Source organism: Kineothrix sp. MSJ-39, from assembly GCF_018917935.1.
Lineage (GTDB): Bacteria > Bacillota > Clostridia > Lachnospirales > Lachnospiraceae > CAG-194.
In genome coordinates, this window is record NZ_JAHLPN010000006.1 from 71,825 (window position 1) to 88,754 (window position 16,930).

Sequence of the window (16,930 nt, forward strand, 5' to 3'; positions counted from 1 at the left end):
ATTTATACAAAAAAAATCCATAACATTCAGTAAATATTACCGAATGCTATGGATTTCCATTTTATTCCAGTTTTCTATTTTTCGTCTTGTTTTTCGTCGTTTTCGACTTTATTTTGCACATTTTCTGCCTTTTGCGGAAATTCCTGCAGTCCTTTTTTCCTGCGGTAGATCCTTACGATCACATCCGTCAGGATCGCTGCAATGAACAGCACCATACCCAGAAGCTGAGATACCGCAATCCCGGTGGAGCCGATCTTGAGCTGGTCGATACGGATGCCCTCCACAAAGAACCGGATAATGCCATATCCGCCCAGATAGCCAAGCGCAACCTCTCCGTTAAACTTCTTATGCTTCGTATAAAGAAGCAGCACGATCAGAAGAAGGAGATTCAGCACACTTTCATATAAAAATGTCGGATGTACCTGAATGTAATTGATCCCGTCTGTAATATGCGCCGCAATATCCGGTGTGATATCCGCGCTTCTGACCGCTTCGATCGGAAGCTGCATCGCAAACAGAGAATCCGTATAATGTCCGAATACTTCTCTGTTCGTGAAATTGCCCCAGCGTCCCATGATCTGTCCGACCAGAAGTCCCAGCACTGCAATATCCGAAATCTGGAAGAAATTCTGTTTTCGGATCTTACAGAAAATGAAAAGCGTCAGAAAGCCGCCGATCACTGCACCGTAAATGGCGATACCGCCCTGTCTGATGTTCAGAAGCTCATTCAGATGATTCTTATAATAATCCCAACTGAATACCACATAATAGATCCTCGCACCTAAAACCGAGAAAATAATCGCCGGAACCGCGAAGTCCCACAAAAGATCTTTGGGAAGCCCCTGCTTATTTGCCACATGGTTTGCCAGTGTAAACCCGAGCAGCACACCAAGCGCAATGATCACGCCATAGAGCGCGATCGTAAAGCCAAAGACCGTAAAGCTTTTCGGGAAGTGTTCCAGATAGATACCCAGATGCGGAAACGCAATGTCCCATTTATCCATCATAGCCTGCACCTCTTATCTTATACATTGAAGCGGAACAGAATAACATCGCCGTCCTGCACCACGTATTCTTTTCCTTCCATACCAACAAGCCCCTTTTCTCTGGCTGCTGCAAGAGAACCGTGTTCCATCAGATCCTTGTAGTTGACAACTTCTGCCTTGATAAAGCCTCTCTCAAAATCTGTATGGATCTTACCTGCTGCCTGCGGTGCTTTTGTACCTTTCTTGATCGTCCAAGCACGACATTCATCCTCTCCTGCTGTCAGGAAACTGATCAGACCGAGTAAGCTGTAGCTTGCTGCGACCAGCTTATCCAGACCACTGGAGGAAACGCCGAGATCGTCAAGATATTCCTGCTTTTCTTCGTCGGAAAGCTCTGATAATTCCTGCTCGATCTGTGCACAGATCACGAATACCTCTGCGCCTTCTTCTTTTGCCATCTCACGTACCTTTGCCACGTGTGGATTAGAAGCACCGTCATCTGCCAGATCATCCTCTGCCACATTAGCCGCATAAATGGTAGGCTTTGCAGTCAGCAGATTGTAGCCCTTGAACCAGAGCTGTGCATCGTCATCATCCGGTACTTCAAACGATCTTGCCATCTTACCTGCTTCCAGATGTGCCTTGATGCTTTCTACAAGTTCCAGTTCCTTGGCAAGTGTCTTGTCCATTCTTGCCTGTTTTGAGATCTTGGCGATTCGTCTGTCAAGAATCTCAATATCAGAAAAGATCAGTTCTAAATTGATCGTCTCGATATCACGCGCCGGATCAATGTTTCCGTCTACGTGGATGATATTCGTATCTTCAAAGCAGCGTACCACATGTACGATCGCATCTACTTCACGGATATTGGCAAGGAACTGGTTGCCAAGACCTTCTCCCTTGCTGGCACCCTTTACAAGTCCTGCAATATCAACGAATTCGATCGTTGCAGGGGTTACCTTTTTTGTATGATAAAGCTCACCGAGCTTTACGATTCTTTCATCCGGAACAGATACAATACCGATATTCGGATCGATCGTTGCAAACGGATAGTTTGCGGATAATGCACCTGCTTTTGTCAATGAGTTAAATAATGTACTTTTTCCTACGTTCGGCAAACCGACTATGCCCAGCTTCATATTGTTTCTCTCCTTTTGGGGCATGCTACTGCCTGTCCCACTGTCTTATTTTCGTGCCGGCCGACTATTTTATTGTCCCATAGCGACCACTACATTCAGTAATACTACCATATAAACCGTAAAAACTCAACAAGGGAAGCATCGCTTCCCTTGTTCATTATCCCAGCAGAACCGTTCCGATCGATACGCCGACCTTCTGATAAGGGATCAGCATTGCCTGCAGGGCATGATAAATATCCGATTTGCCCGGCCATACCGTTTCTTTCAACTGATTGTGCTCATCAAGCTGGTGGAACCAGGAACCGCAGCTGTGATCCAGAACCGTTTCGTCCAGATACTGCATAAACATGGCATAATCATCTGCGTACTTTTTATTTCCCGTCACACGGTATAATGTAGCTGAAGTATTGATGGCTTCTGCCAGTGTCCAGTGCATTCTGTCATGCACGACCGGTTTTCCTTCCCAGTCCGTCGTATAAACGATGCCCGGCGCACCGTCTGCATTCCATGCATCTGCAATGGCACGGTTATATAAACCCTCTGCCGCTTCCATGTACGGCTTTGCAGCTGCGTCTTTTTCCCCATATGTGGAAACTGCCCACTGTGTGATAAGACGTGCCCACTCAATACCATGTCCGGGGGTTGCGCCGTATGGCTTGAACTGGTCATCCGGCTTTTCCTTATTCTTGTCAAGATCCGGTTTCCAGTCATCTGTAAAATGCTCCGGAATCCTGTCATGGTTATCTTTCGCCCAGCCAATGACATGATCAATGATCTTGCCTGCCCTGCTGCGGTAGTTTTCATCGTCCAGTGCATCCGCCACGGCTAAAAATGCCTCTACCGTATGCATATTGGCATTGATGCCCCTATATGGATCAAGCTCTGTAAATTCCGTATTCCAGGTGTCCACAGACAACCCTTCCTTCTCATTCCAGAACCGTTTATCATACAGCACAAGTGCTTCCTCCAGAAGCTGTTTTGCGCCCGGTCTTTTTGCCTGCATGGCACTGGATGCTGCCAGAAGTACAAATGCATGCGCATAGCACTGCTTGGAAGGAACGATCTCACCATCCTTTGTCAGTCCAGCATACCAGCCTCCGTTTTTATCATCATGCAGCTCGCCTTTCAGCCCTTTGAGCGCTGCATCTACAAGCTGTTCACTGCCGGTATGACCCAGCATGACACCAAGGCTGTACACATGCGCCATACGACAGGTGATCCATGTTTCTCTGTTTCTGTCCTTCCACGGCGTTCCATCATCGCCCAGATAATAAGATCCACCGCCCGGTGACGGAAATCTATGCCCGAATGCAAGAAGTGTCTCGGCATTTTCCCGCAGAAACTGTTTGTTTTCTTCTGTATCGATCTGATATTTTTTATTTACTTCATTTGCCATATGCATCTTCCTTTTCCTGTATTACCGGATATCGTATACACTTCTTACCTGCACACCATCCGCTTTTCCTTTTAAGATCTTCACGCGCTTCTCGCCGCCGTTCAGATCAAAGAAATTATCTGATAAAATAAGATCATCATTTTCATTCCGGATCTCAATACTCTTTGCATAAGCACTTGCCGAAACAACGATCTCATCTCCTTCTATTCTAGCACGCAGCTGTGGATCTGCAAAGCGGAAATGCTTTGGTGGGCAGAACAGAACCGTACCTTCTGAGATAGCTCCGGCCTGCTTTTGATCTGCTTCTCCAAGGTTATCTTCAAACAACTGATAGCTTACATAATTTGCATACAGCTCTGCCTGTTCAAGATCCACACGGTCAAGCCACACAGCCGACAACGGTGGAACCGTCACTTTGCATTCCTGTTCAAAGAGAACTTTTGCATCCGGATTTCTGAGCTGCCATTTCACAACTACCTGTTTTTCCTGCATGGTTTCATTTGTCACATTTAACCGGATCGATTTTCTCACCGGGAACGGCTCAGCATTCACATTCATCGTCTGATTCAACAGACCTTCTTCTTCACGGGAAAGAAGCACCGGTGCAAAAAAACGTTTTGCATAATAATGAAGAGCCTTCCATCTGCCGTAATAATCGATGGATGACCAGGATGCCACCGGCCAGCAGTCGTTCAGCTGCCAGTACACAGTACCCATACAGCGTCCTCTGTTGCGTCTGAAGTGCTCCACGCCATAACGAATTGCTTCTGCCTGCAACAACTGGGAGGCATAGATCAGTGTATCAAGACTGTTCGGATACAGGAATGTCTGCTCCATGTAATTCATGATCTTTCCGTTAGCTGCTGCATTTCTCTGGTGCTTCTCCATCACATAAGAAAATACATTTCGATCCTGTGGCAGTGTAAAGGTTTCAACTGTCTTCATAGATGGGAATGACTGGAAACCAAATTCTGAAAGATAGCGGAAATAGAATTTTCTGTATTCCGTGAATGGTTTGTTTCCATGCCATACTTCCCAGTAATGCACATCGCCGCGGTCCGGATCATTCGGGAAATCAAATCCGCCGCCTGTCGACGGACTCGCCGGCCAGTAAAAGCGATCCGGATCTTCTTTTTTCAAAAGCTTCGGGAACAGATATTCATAGATCTTTACATAGTCGCTCTTGATCTCATTTTCAGCTCCCCATTCTCCCTGATCTACGAACATTTCCATTTCATTATTGCCACACCAGAGTCCCAGACTTGCATGATGTGCCAGTCTGCGGATCTGATCTTTCAGTTCCGCCATGATATTTTCTTCAAAGTCCTCTGTCAGGCGGTAGTTAGCACAAGCAAACATGAAATCCTGCCAGACTACAAGTCCAAGTTCATCACAAATATCAAAGAAACTGTCATCCGGATATAAGCCGCCGCCCCAGACACGGATACAATTAAAGTTAGCTGCCTTACACTGCAGCAGCAGGTCTCTTGTACGTGCACTGTTCATACGGTGCAGGATATTATCCTCCGGGATATAATCAGCTCCCATCGCAAAGATGGGAACGCCGTTTACCACGTGGGCAAATGCATTTCCGTATGCATCCTTTTCCGTATTCATTGTCATGGTACGCAGACCGATCTTTTTTTCTGTCCGGTCATAAATCCGTTTTTCATCCGCGCTTGTGAGCTCCGTGATCACAGTATAAAGCGGCTGGCTTCCAAAGCCGTTCGGCCACCAGAGCTGTGGTTTTTCAATCACCAGCGGCATTGCAGCCTCTACCCTGTCATAGATTTTTTCTCCCTGTGGATCCATTACGGTAATACTTAATCTGTATGTTTTTTTGTCTTCTGCAGAAAACTCCCGCTCCTTGGCATAGTCTGTTTCGCTGATCACCTTCGCAGTCTTTGAAAATGAAGATGCCTCGGCTATTTTGGTTTCCAGACAGAGCTTCACTTCTGACAGGTCAGATTCCCAGTTTTGTCTGATATAAACTCTCGTCAGTCTTGCTTTTTCCACAAATAAGAGTTCTACCGGCTTCCAGATTCCGGCATCAGGTAATCTGGGGCCCCAGTCCCAGCCAAACATATAATGTCCTTTCCTGATCTTCGGGAATCCTCTCATCGCATCTTCTGTTCCCAGGATCGCCGGATCTTTTTCAAACTGATCTGCAATATACAAAACCGGAGAATGGAAATAGATAACAAGTTCATTATCTTTTTCCTTTAACAGCTGTTTCACAGAAAAATCCCATGTACGGTGCATATTATCCACCTGTTTTAAAAAGGTACCGTTTAATGTGATGTCTGCGATCGTATCCAGTCCGTGAAATCTGAGCAATGCCTCATCGGCCTCAGCAATCTGCGCTTTGTCAACATCAAAAAATTTGCGATACTCAAAATCCTGTTTCATGATCTCAAGTGCTCTGTCTTCATTGTCCCGGAAATAAGGATCTTCCATCCGTCCCTGATCCAGCAGATCCTGATAAACAGAACCAGGTACTGTTGCAGGGAAGAAGCTGTCCTCTCCTGCAATTCTCATTTTCCAGTTTTCATTGAGTTCTATCTTCTGCAATCTTTTCTCCTTCCGCTGTTCTGTCTATTTTGATTTATGCACGCAGAGTCGAGATACGCTCTGATTAGCGGTCGTCAAATGCACCGCATAAATGCGTGCATTTTCCTCATCGCGATAACAAAAAGGAAACCACCATAAAATCAGCTTCCGCATTCTCACAGTCTTGCAGTATCAGGGTAATAGTATGCTCCATCTTCTGCCCGTGTGTAAGAACCGGTGTCAGTGCCAGCTGATCTCCCCAGGTTTCGTCAAAAGTACCGTCCAGAACAAGCTCTGTTTCCACACCATCCAGAATCACTTTTGCTTTTGGCGCTTTTTTCAACGACCTGCGATACTGGACCGCCAGCTCTGTACATTCTGCCGAAAAGGTGATCCGTGCATCATTTTCTTTTGCCGTCCATCCCTTTGCAAAACAGTCCGTGATGCCCAATGGGATACGCTGATCTTTTTCAAACTTTTCCATCTGTGGCTGGCAGTTCTGATTATTATATCTGCCTGCGTGCTCATACCGGTTTTCGGTCAGCGGTGCTGTGATTTTTTCGGATGCGGCGGTCATATTCTCCCCACACACATCTTTCTTCCTATTTTCTTCCGCTTCCGCCATATAAACTTCCAGCTTTTCTATAATGAGATCTGCCACCAGCTTATGCCCATAATCATTTGGATGCAGCCCGTCGGTCGTGATCTCATTCATCTCCAGTTCTCCGTCCAGAAGTTTCTGATAAATCGGACGCATGCTGACTACCGGCAGCTCGTAGTGTCTGCAGATTTTCGCATGGACTCTCTCCGCATTCATACCGTTTTGATAATAGATATGATAAACAGGGACAAGTGCAGCTGCCTTTTCGGAAAGCAGGATCTGTCTGACAACACCTTCATACGTTTCTGCAAAGAAATCCGTTGCATCATCATTGACAGAAAAATCAAGAAAAACGAGATCCGGTTCATAGGTAAGCAGATCTTCTTTCACTCTTGCTGCGCCAAAATGAGATGTTGTGCCACCGATCCCGGCATTTACATATGTAAGATCCGCATCCGGAAATTTTTGTTGCAGCCACTCATATACTCTGTATGCATAGGAGTATTCCGGTTTGGAAGAATGACAACCCTGTGTAATGGATCCACCGATAAAACCGACCGTCAGCGGCTCTCCCCTTTTGGCTTTTTCAAATACTGCCTGTAATCTTGTCAGATCCCGCTCCATATTTTTCTCCTTTTCTATGCCAGTCTCTGCATCATCTCTATACACATTCTGCCATTGTGATACGGGCATTTCCATGGATGAACCAGTGCCTGTCCTGCCTTAACTGTATTATCCGGTTCAATATTCTCTATCCATTCGCCGGTCTTCTTATCTATTACATAACTTCTTATATAATCCCAGATTTTCTCAGACATACTGAGATAGTCCGTCTTTTCCGGCTGAAGCTGATATGCATTATAGAAACCTGTAACAGCTTCTGCCTGCACCCACCATATCTTCTTTGCGCTCACTACTCCATTTTCGCATTCATTATTCATAGCAAAATTAACGGTATCTACTCCATTACGATATGCACCATCTGCAAGTCCTTTGATAACCGGAAGCATTTCTTCATAATATGCCTTATCTCCAAGCACATCACATGCTCTTTCGATCAGCCATGATGCTTCTATATCATGACCATAGGATTCCAGCGAAATAAGAGAATTGTAATCTTTGTCAAAAAATACCCTGCAGATTTCCTTATCAGCATCATATACCTTGCTCTTAAATATTCTGAGGATCTCCCGGATAGAATCTCCCACTTCAAAAAAGCCATCTGCTCTGTAAAGCACCGTATATGCTTCCATAATATGTAACAATGTATTCATTGTTCTCTCAGCCATAACACCATTCTCTGACAGCTTCTCATTTGATACAGGTGCAAATTCACGGTCAAATGCCTCAAAGTATCCCGCAGCATCCCGGCATTTTTCCTCAATTGTACGGTACAGGCTATAAGCAAGATGCAACGCTTCTTTCTTACCGCTCGCAATATAGTATTCAGACAATGCATAGATTGCAAATGCCTGATTATATGTGTGCTTTGTTGTATCTTCCGGCGTTCCGTCTGCCTGAACTGACCAGTATACACCGCCATACCGGCTGTCAAAGAAGGCATCCTGAAGGAATAAAAATGCATGTTCCGCTTTTTCAAGAAGTTCCTGCTTTTTCAGAAGCTGATATGCAGCTGAATAAAACCATAAGATACGGCTGTTCAGAATGCATCCCTTCACAGCGTCCTTCTCCGGATTTCCGTCTGCATCCGCATACCCGTAAAATCCACCGTTTTCTTTATCAACCATCTTATTCCAGAAAGGAATAATATTCTTTACCAAATGTTCCTCAAAAGTTTTTCTTTCCATTTTAATACGTATCCTCCTCGTTTTTCTTTCATTTTACGTTCCACATCCAGTACATTCTATTATAATGCAAATCAAAAATTGTACAAACCTATTATCAATCTGTTGACACGACAGCACAAGCTGATAAAATATCACTAAAATAAAGCTTTATCACCTGTATGGGGAGGTAACATCCTATGGAAATGTTTGAATATATTGATTTTATGAATCAGCCCTATGATATTTTTTATACAGATAATGTGAATTCACCTCTGCACTGGCATTATTACAGTGAAATTCTCTTTATAATCAGCGGTTCTGTCCGGATCATATGCAACAACCGGGAAGCCACTCTCCAGACAGGCGATCTGTGTTATTTCTATCCGCTACAGCTGCACAGCGTGCTTCCGGACATGACATGCACTTCCCCTGTAAACTATGCAGTTATCAAATTTAATATCCAGACGCTGAATATCCCCCAGTCTTATCTCCAGACAATGTATTATTTATTTGTTCACCGTACCTCAGAGGAAGACTTCTGTATCATTGCACATGATAACAATACTTTTTCTTCTATCGTGAATTCGATTGTTGCTGAATATGAAAGTTCTGCCCAGATGCATATGCTTGCCGTTCAGGCTGATATCTGTCGTCTTCTGATCGCTTTGGCACGCAAAACAGAAACAAAAAAACGGCAATCATGCCAGGGATCTGAACATAATATGTCGTTTTATCATATTTTAGAGTATATAGATTCACATTCTGCCGAGCCTCTGGAAGTACAGGATCTTGCCCGGCTCTGTCATATGAGCTATTCTCATTTTGCAAAGCTTTTCCGTGAAAATTACGGGAGATCCTGTAAGGAGTATATCAAGTATATCCGGCTCAACAAGGCTCTGGATCTGCTGGTCAATTCAGATCTTGACATCGATTATATTGCCCAGGAGACCGGGTTCTATGACAGTAGTCATTTTATACGCCAGTACAAGAACTGGCGTGGTATCACACCGAAGCAGGAGCGGAAATTCATTGTCTCCTGATCACTTTCAAAACAGCTGTCACAGCTCCGTATAAAACACCTGCGATCGCCCAGATCACCCAGTAATATCTGGGCTGTGCATTTCCATACGGTCCAAAGCAGGCAAATAGGAAAACCGCTGTGACAAGCAGCCAGTAACAGGTACTGACTGCACTAAAAAAAACACTTCTTTTCTTATTTTCTCTTGTATATTCTTCTTCCTCCAGCAGCTTCTGCATGGAATCATTGATCGTTCCGGCATACACGAAAAGCAGACATGCGATTGCTATCACAAACAGCATAAAACAAACTGCCGCACAATAAACGATATCTCCGGCATCCAGTCCCATTGCCACAAAGAGTGGCATGACCGAAAAAATACATAAGACCGTTCCGATGATCTTATTTTTTGTATAAACCGGCTGAAATTCCTTTTTGCGTTCCCTTACAAGACCGGATACACCATATTCCGTTTCGATTGGTTCTTTTTCCAAAAATGCATACTCTTTTTCTTTGTCACTACATGACGTATAAATCGCAACGCCAATCGTAACAAATAAAATGAGAACACACAGCCCGATCGCAGCAGCGACATTTTCAGTGATTCCAAAGATTGCATATTCACTGATGGATGACAGCAAAATCAGTGCAATAGGCGAACTCACCCATAAAAAAGTTGCCAGCGCCTTCTTTGGGGCATTTTCTTTTTCCAGCTTCATATATGTGGAAGCATCTTCCATAGTTACCTGTCTGTATGCCATTTCCAGATCAGCCTGCCTGACCGCATCTGTCATTGCCACCGGCTCCGGCTCTTCCAGTTCATCCTTTAATAAATAATCGGTCGTGACTGAAAACAGTCTGCTGATCTGCACGATCTTTTCGATATCAGGCACAGACTGCGCCCCTTCCCATTTGGATACGGATTGTCTGGTTACCCCCAGCCTACTGGCAAGCTCCTCCTGCGACCAGCCTGCTTTCTTTCTCATATTTATGATTTTGTCTGCCAGAATCATGTTGCACTCTCCTTTTGTTGTCAGTTATTTGATGCACTTATCCTATCGTTTTTACCGGTTGCGCGCAAGAAAGCGGCGCAGGCAATGTGTCAACCACCGGTTGCGAAGTGCTGATTTCCTGCATTTTCTACTGTTTTTCTTTGCGAAACAGCCAGAGGAAACATCCATGCAACAGCCCGAATACATACCACAAATTAATGTGTCCTCTTTCTCCTGTCAGTCCAAACTGTATCATCCGCAAATAAAGATCCGGCAGACCACGCAGCTTACCGGAAAACAAATGTCTGATCATTGTTCCGTCAAAGGATTCTACCGGCGGATGATTTGCCCATTGCCATGCTTCATAGCCCCACTCTGCAATCTGCAAAGCAGCAAGCATAACAAAAACGATCAGTATCAGCAAAAGAATTCTGTGTATCCAGCCACAGGCTTTTCCCCGTAACGGTTGAAAAGCCGGATATAACAGATGCACAAGCTGCAGAAACAGGCTGCCGCCCCAGAAAAAACACAGAGGATACAACATATATTTACAGATAAACACCGGCCAGAGCAGAAATGTATCCTGCACATAGCGGTATATCGCCGGCTCAGCCAGCCTGATCGCAAGCAGTACTAAAATAAGTCCTGCGATCTGCACAATCCATAACCACATACTCCTTTTCCCGTCTTTTGGATCCTGCTTCCCTTTTTCTTTCGGCTCTTTCCCCTCGATCAAAAAGGATACCTCCGTTTCAAGAGTCTCAGACAACTTATGGAGCATGGCAATATCCGGCTCACTCTTTCCATTCTCATAACTGCTGACAGTCTGACGCGTCACCTGCAGATGGGAAGCCAGTTCTTCCTGTGTCATACCTTTTTCCCGCCGCAATTTCAATATCCGTTCTCCAAGTTCACTCATACGCATCCTCCTCTCATAAAAGTCCCTGCATACGGTTCCTTGTTATAAAATATTATATTCAGTATACCGTATGGGCGGAAAAAAGGCACGCAAAGATTCTTTGCATGCCTCAGCGTTTTCTCCTCTTTTATTAGAATAAGATTTCCTTTAACTGTATTTTTTCGGAACCATGGTACACAAAAAATAATGCATGAATCCCATTTATAACAGGGATATCTGCCCGGTATTCTCTCCATTCAAAAGAATTTCCGATAGTAATTTCTCCAATTGCCGGTCCATTTTCCTCTAAACGAATCTCCAAAAAAGGCTTCCTGCGTTCTACAGCATTATTATCCTTTGCGATTGGCTGATCATCCATACAGCGTATATCAACACGCAATGGCCCATTATATACAACTTTGTTCTCCGGCGTTTCAATTCTTGCTGTAACACCAATGGAATTGATCCGGTCAAAAGAAAAATATTTATAACCAATGACCGTTCCGTCCTCGATTTCGGCAATAAACCGATCATCTCCCTTATTTGTTATATTAGGAAATGATATCTGGTAAATGCTGTTAGAACCGTGAGGCATATTTCCATTCGTTAAATTACAGGCAATAACAGAAGGATAGTGTAACCCGGCTTCTGCTTCAAGGGAACCGTTATTAAGGCCACAGCTTGTGATTTCTACCTGTGCAATATTACCATTTTCGTCAATATTGATCTTCTCGGCACAGGACTGTCTGGAATAATCGGATTTATGCGTCAGTCTGTGGTAGAAAACATACCATTCACCATTGATGAACTCAATGCTTCCGTGAGTTGTTCCTGTCATAGCGACTTTCTTTTTGTTTGTTCTTCCTTGAAATCCTATATCGCCATTAGATACTATAGTTCCACGAAATGTAAAATCGCGATCCGGACAGGCACTTGTTGCATAACACAATTCGTGATTTTGCCAGGAAGAATAAATGAAGTAGTAGGTATCCTTGATTTTGCGCATGGAAGCCCCCTCAAAAAAGGGATGCTCTTCAAAACTGGTGCCTTTCACCTTATATGGAATAATGTGATGAGGTTCTTCTTTGATGGTTACCATATCATCACAAAGTACTGCCATAACCGGTCCCATAACACTGTCAGGATCGTTTGGATTGCCGCTTTTACAACTTTCCGGATGACTTCTGTAGCTTAAGATATCTTCCCTGGTTTTTCCAAACATTTCCATTTCCTGTTTGATATATTCCTCATTGGAATCAAAATCTTCACATTCTTCAAAACCATATCTTGTACCGTAAAATAAACGAATGGTACCATTGTCATTCATAACAGCAGGGTCAAAGCAGACATATTTTTTCATTATACTGCCATCTGCGAAGTGGACATGATTCAGATATGCAAATGGTCCCTGCGGATATTTACTCACGGCAACACTGATTGGACGGCTGTAGCCACCAATGCCATACTCGCCGGCCATGCAGTAATATAAATAATAGTTTCCATCATTGCCTTTTACGACATCCGGCGCATACATGTACGGAAATTCCTCATAGTCGGGATCCTGACTTGCGCAGTAAGAAACACCTTCGCATTTCCAGGCGGTAAGATCATCGACCGGTGCAGAATAAACGACATAATCGTTCATGCAATAGGTATGCCCACCTTCCCGGTCATGGGAGCCGTAATGATAGACTCTGTCACCAAATACGTGTGGTTCTCCGTCTGCAATATATTCAGATAACGGTAAAAATGGATTGTAAACTTGTTTTTTCATGTTCGTAAACTCCTATAAATATATAATGTGGTTATTGTTTTTAATCGTTACAGGCATTTTATGATTTCATCTCGTCTGGAATTGTAATGTTCATCAGTTAATCCGAAATCCATTGCTTTATAAGTCCAGACAGCACGCCCTATCCCATACTTGTCAAAAACCTTGGATATATCCTGATACCAGCTTAAGGTGCCATCTATATTAGCCTTATCAATGACGCCGTATTCTCCGCAATAGACTGGTACATCTGCCTTGGCGGCAGCGTCAACTGCCTCAGTAATCAATGCATCCATAAATTTTTCGCCCATCTCATCTGTGTTATTTAATCCGGAGCCAAAACATCCAAGCTCTTTTGCGTGGGCACGGTAATCATTTATATCACCAGGATATTTCATAGAAATATTTGAAATAACGGGCTGCCAGTAAGCACCTTGATGCGTGAATAAAAATGGTTCATAAAAATGAAAATTGTAAACAATGTTTTCGTCCAGAGGAATATCCAACTGTGAGAGAGAATGGACACTATTCCAAAAGACTCCGCCGATAATGATTTTCTTATCAGGCACAATTTTACGGAGTTCTTTTATGCCTTCTGCAGCTAATGAATTCCATATACCTGCATCAATATTTGTAATTTCATTTAATAATTCAAAGGCTATGATATCTACTTTGCCATATCGTAAGGCTATGGTTTTCCAAAGAGACAAAAATCTGTTTCTCAAATTTTCATCTTCAAACATAATGTTGTCATCTGGCTGGTTGTCAAAGGAAAAACCTTTCGTTCTGTGCAAATCCAGGATCAGATTGAGTCCGTATTTCCGACACCATGTAACACAATTGTCAATGTACAAATATCCTGTTTCAAGAACATTTCCATTTTCATCTTCGATCACATTATAGTCAATAGGAATCCGGACATGATCCAGTCCCCAGTCGGCAATGATCTTGATATCATTTTCTTTTATAAAAGATTTGTAATGATCTTCTGTATATTCAGAACATTGTGAGAGCCAGCCGCCCAGATTAATTCCATGCATAAATCCTTTTAATTGTTTCATTGTGATCCACCTTTCCTTTAATAGACTTTTGTGTTGTTTCTTTTTAATAAGTATCCGTTACAGCGTATATAAAATCAATGATTTATTGCGTAAAAACAATGACATATTCTGCTTTTTTGAAAAGGATTGCTGTTGAACTGAAAAAAGTAATATTGTATAATCTGAAAACAAGGAGAGAATGTTATGCAGATCAATAATATTGGATATCACCATTTTCATGATGCAGATTTTAAAATAGAACGTCCGAACGGGTCAGGGGATTATCTTCTTTTGCTTTTTGAAACCCCTGCTATTTTTATATTAAAGGGAAAAGAGGTCGCTGCGGCACCTAATTCTTTTATTCTATATAAGAAAGGAACACCGCAGTTTTATCATGCTGACGGTGCAAAATTTTCTAATGACTGGATTCATTTTGATATGACATATGAGGATTTATCATATTTGGAAAGGCTGGAAATCCCTTTTGATAAAGTAATTTCTCTCGGAGACATGAATGAGCTGTCATTATTTGTAAAGAATATGTGTTTTGAGAGATATTCAGATAATAAATATAAAGAAGATACCATTCAATTATATATGCGGTTATTTTTTATTAAACTTAGTGAAAAAATACATGTTGACAGAAAGAACAGTCCAAATTCATATTATGAAAAGCTGTCAGTTATTCGGACAAACATTTATAACATGCCATACTTTGATTGGAATGTGGAAGGAGTTGCCCACCAGCTTACTATGAGCAAATCTTATTTTCAACATTTATATAAAGAACAGTTTGGAACGAGTATTATGAATGATGTCATTCAAAGCCGGATCGATCATGCCAGGTATCTGCTGTCATCAACAGATCTTTCTGTTATCAAGATAGGTGAAATGTGCGGGTATACATGTACCTCCCATTTTTTCAGACAGTTTAAACTTCGAATGAAATTGACGCCATCTGAATATCGTGAGAATTTAAAAACAGAATCATAAGAGAATAAAATATTATCGCGCAAGAAAATATATCAAAAATGATTATCATGCGGTCACAGAGTCAAAAAAGGCACGCAAAGATTCTTTGCATGCCTTTTCAGAAATATATAAGGGAAAATATAAAGGGGAACAAATTTATTCGATGTTACGGTGTCTCTTTTCCATATCGGCGTGAGATACCTGCATCTTCTCTTCGAGCATCATAACGATCATATCAAAGAGCATATACAAATGCTGTTCAAACAGATTTCCCATCGGCTGAATGGATGGTACGGCTCTGTCATCCGTTCCGTTAAATACCGCTGCCGGAACAAATAAGGTAAAATCAGCCAGCTGCGGACAGGTCTGTTTTGGCGAGCCTGTCACAACTGCCACTGTGGCACCTGCTTTCTTTGCCTGCTCTACCACATAGGTGATATGACCGATCGCACCGGAACCGTTTGTGGCAATGAACAGATCGCCCGGATGCATGCCCGGTGTTGTATCATCCCAGATCCAGTGTGTTTCTTTTCCGAGATGCATCAGACGCATGGCAAATCCTCTTGTGGAAATACCTTCTCTTCCGACACCCATAAGAAAGATCCTGTCAGCTTTGCAGATCAGATCCATAAACCGGGAAAGTTCCTCTACATCCTGTTTTTCAAATACTTCTTTATGTTCTTTCAAAAGTGTCTGGTAAAGTTCTGTATATTTTTCTTCTACGTTCATAACAAACCTTCCTTTCTACTTTGCAGCACTTGCAAGTGCTTTCATACTCTTCTTTAAGGTACTCTTCTTTGACTGGATCGCAATGATATGGTTCAGACCGAGTACCAGGATCAGCATGATGCCCCAGATCAGCTTCTTTGTATAAGGGGACAGTGACATGATCGTAAAGGCACTGGACATTACCTGCATCAGAATGATCGCGATCACAACACCGCCGACCTTTCCTTTTCCACCGTTCGGATCAATACCACCGATCACACAGACGATCATCGTCTGCAGCAGATAAGAATCACCGTAACCAACCTTTGCCGAATTGACACGGCTTAAAATGATCAGTCCTGCGATACCGGATAATACAGCTGTCAGCATGAATACAAGCACGCTCATCTTTTCATTATGGAAGCCACTGAATCTTGCTGCTACCGGATTGCCACCGTATAAGTACAGCTTCCGTCCAAATCCTGTCAGGGATAAGATGAGTCCCAGTACAAGCGCTACGATCAGAAACAGCCAGAAGATCACCGGAAGTCCTAAAAAGATTGCTTTTCCAAAGGAAGAAAACAACGGATCGATGTCTCCCACGCTTGTACCGCCTGTGATCGCCATACCGACGCCCTGGATGAGTGTCATGGTACCAAGTGTGGCAACAAGTGAAGGCGCAGATGTTTTTGCAATGATCAGGCCGTTTAACAGACCGAATACAAGGCTTGTGCAAAGTGCAACCAGAACGGCAAGTGCAACTCTGGCACCACCCTGCGTTCCGAACGCCCATGTACCGTTTAATACATAAGCCGTAAAAATAGCTACCGTATTGGCGTTGGCAATGATTGAAAGATCAATGCCGCCTACCATGTTGGATAACATCATTGCCAGTGCCAGAAAGCCGAACTCCGGAATCTGGAATGCCATAGACTGAATATTTCTGGCTGAGTACATGGATGAGCCGAATACAAATGCCGCGATCAGAAGAACTGCTGCAGTAAGGCCAACCAGAATACTCAGATCGATATCTTTTTCCAAAAAGCTTTTCACTTTTTTCATTCTCGTTTCC

At 43.1% G+C, this 16,930-nt stretch carries 14 protein-coding genes; 2 read left to right on the plus strand and 12 right to left on the minus strand.

The annotated features are described in order from the left end of the window. Positions 1-74: 74 nt before the first annotated feature. From lgt to KQI22_RS05730, 6 genes are all read right to left on the minus strand, one after another. A complete protein-coding gene (gene lgt / locus KQI22_RS05705) occupies positions 75-1,007 on the minus strand; it encodes a prolipoprotein diacylglyceryl transferase (protein WP_330623273.1) in 933 nt (310 codons plus the stop codon). A 17-nt stretch (positions 1,008-1,024) separates the two neighbouring features. Next, positions 1,025-2,125: a redox-regulated ATPase YchF gene (ychF, locus tag KQI22_RS05710; RefSeq protein ID WP_022004588.1), complete on the minus strand. Its 1,101-nt coding sequence runs from the start codon at positions 2,123-2,125 to the stop codon at positions 1,025-1,027. A gap of 157 nt (positions 2,126-2,282) precedes the next feature. Further along, complete coding sequence (locus KQI22_RS05715; protein WP_216551141.1) at positions 2,283-3,521, minus strand: AGE family epimerase/isomerase; 1,239 nt, start codon at positions 3,519-3,521, stop codon at positions 2,283-2,285. 21 nt (positions 3,522-3,542) lie between these two features. Beyond that, complete coding sequence (locus KQI22_RS05720; RefSeq protein WP_330623274.1) at positions 3,543-6,092, minus strand: beta-mannosidase; 2,550 nt, start codon at positions 6,090-6,092, stop codon at positions 3,543-3,545. Positions 6,093-6,198: 106 nt separating this feature from the next. After that, positions 6,199-7,296: an SGNH/GDSL hydrolase family protein gene (locus KQI22_RS05725; RefSeq protein WP_216551143.1), complete on the minus strand. Its 1,098-nt coding sequence runs from the start codon at positions 7,294-7,296 to the stop codon at positions 6,199-6,201. A 14-nt stretch (positions 7,297-7,310) separates the two neighbouring features. Next, the gene (locus KQI22_RS05730; protein ID WP_216551144.1) at positions 7,311-8,480 is read right to left on the minus strand and encodes an AGE family epimerase/isomerase; all 1,170 of its coding nucleotides are present in this window, start codon (positions 8,478-8,480) and stop codon (positions 7,311-7,313) included. A gap of 176 nt (positions 8,481-8,656) precedes the next feature. Between KQI22_RS05730 and KQI22_RS05735 the strand changes: the two genes are divergently transcribed. Continuing rightward, entirely contained in the window at positions 8,657-9,499 is an 843-nt protein-coding gene (locus tag KQI22_RS05735) for an AraC family transcriptional regulator (RefSeq protein ID WP_216551145.1), read from the plus strand. Here KQI22_RS05735 and KQI22_RS05740 read toward each other — a convergent pair. The 4 genes from KQI22_RS05740 to KQI22_RS05755 form a co-directional block, all read right to left on the minus strand. Then, positions 9,486-10,463, minus strand: a complete 978-nt coding sequence (locus KQI22_RS05740; protein WP_253293526.1) for a helix-turn-helix domain-containing protein — start codon at positions 10,461-10,463, stop codon at positions 9,486-9,488. The two genes, KQI22_RS05735 and KQI22_RS05740, sit on opposite strands and share 14 nt — an antisense overlap. 154 nt (positions 10,464-10,617) lie before the next feature. Beyond that, on the minus strand, positions 10,618-11,388 hold the full coding sequence (locus KQI22_RS05745) for a helix-turn-helix domain-containing protein (RefSeq protein WP_216551147.1): 771 nt from the start codon (positions 11,386-11,388) through the stop codon (positions 10,618-10,620). 130 nt (positions 11,389-11,518) lie between these two features. Beyond that, positions 11,519-13,141 carry a family 43 glycosylhydrolase gene (locus KQI22_RS05750; RefSeq protein WP_216551148.1) on the minus strand — a complete coding sequence of 541 codons (1,623 nt, stop codon included), beginning with the start codon at positions 13,139-13,141 and terminating at the stop codon, positions 11,519-11,521. 47 nt (positions 13,142-13,188) lie between these two features. Then, complete coding sequence (locus tag KQI22_RS05755) at positions 13,189-14,199, minus strand: glycoside hydrolase family 5 protein (RefSeq protein WP_216551149.1); 1,011 nt, start codon at positions 14,197-14,199, stop codon at positions 13,189-13,191. A gap of 183 nt (positions 14,200-14,382) precedes the next feature. Here KQI22_RS05755 and KQI22_RS05760 point away from each other — a divergent pair, with 183 nt between their 5' ends. Beyond that, a complete protein-coding gene (locus KQI22_RS05760; RefSeq protein ID WP_216551150.1) occupies positions 14,383-15,171 on the plus strand; it encodes a helix-turn-helix transcriptional regulator in 789 nt (262 codons plus the stop codon). Positions 15,172-15,306: 135 nt separating this feature from the next. On the opposite strand, the gene hxlB is transcribed toward KQI22_RS05760, so the two are convergent. Together hxlB and KQI22_RS05770 are read right to left on the minus strand one after the other, a co-directional pair. Continuing rightward, a complete protein-coding gene (gene hxlB, locus KQI22_RS05765) occupies positions 15,307-15,879 on the minus strand; it encodes a 6-phospho-3-hexuloisomerase (protein WP_216551151.1) in 573 nt (190 codons plus the stop codon). A gap of 15 nt (positions 15,880-15,894) precedes the next feature. Then, positions 15,895-16,920: an ABC transporter permease gene (locus KQI22_RS05770; RefSeq protein ID WP_216551152.1), complete on the minus strand. Its 1,026-nt coding sequence runs from the start codon at positions 16,918-16,920 to the stop codon at positions 15,895-15,897. Between the last annotated feature and the right edge of the window lie 10 nt (positions 16,921-16,930).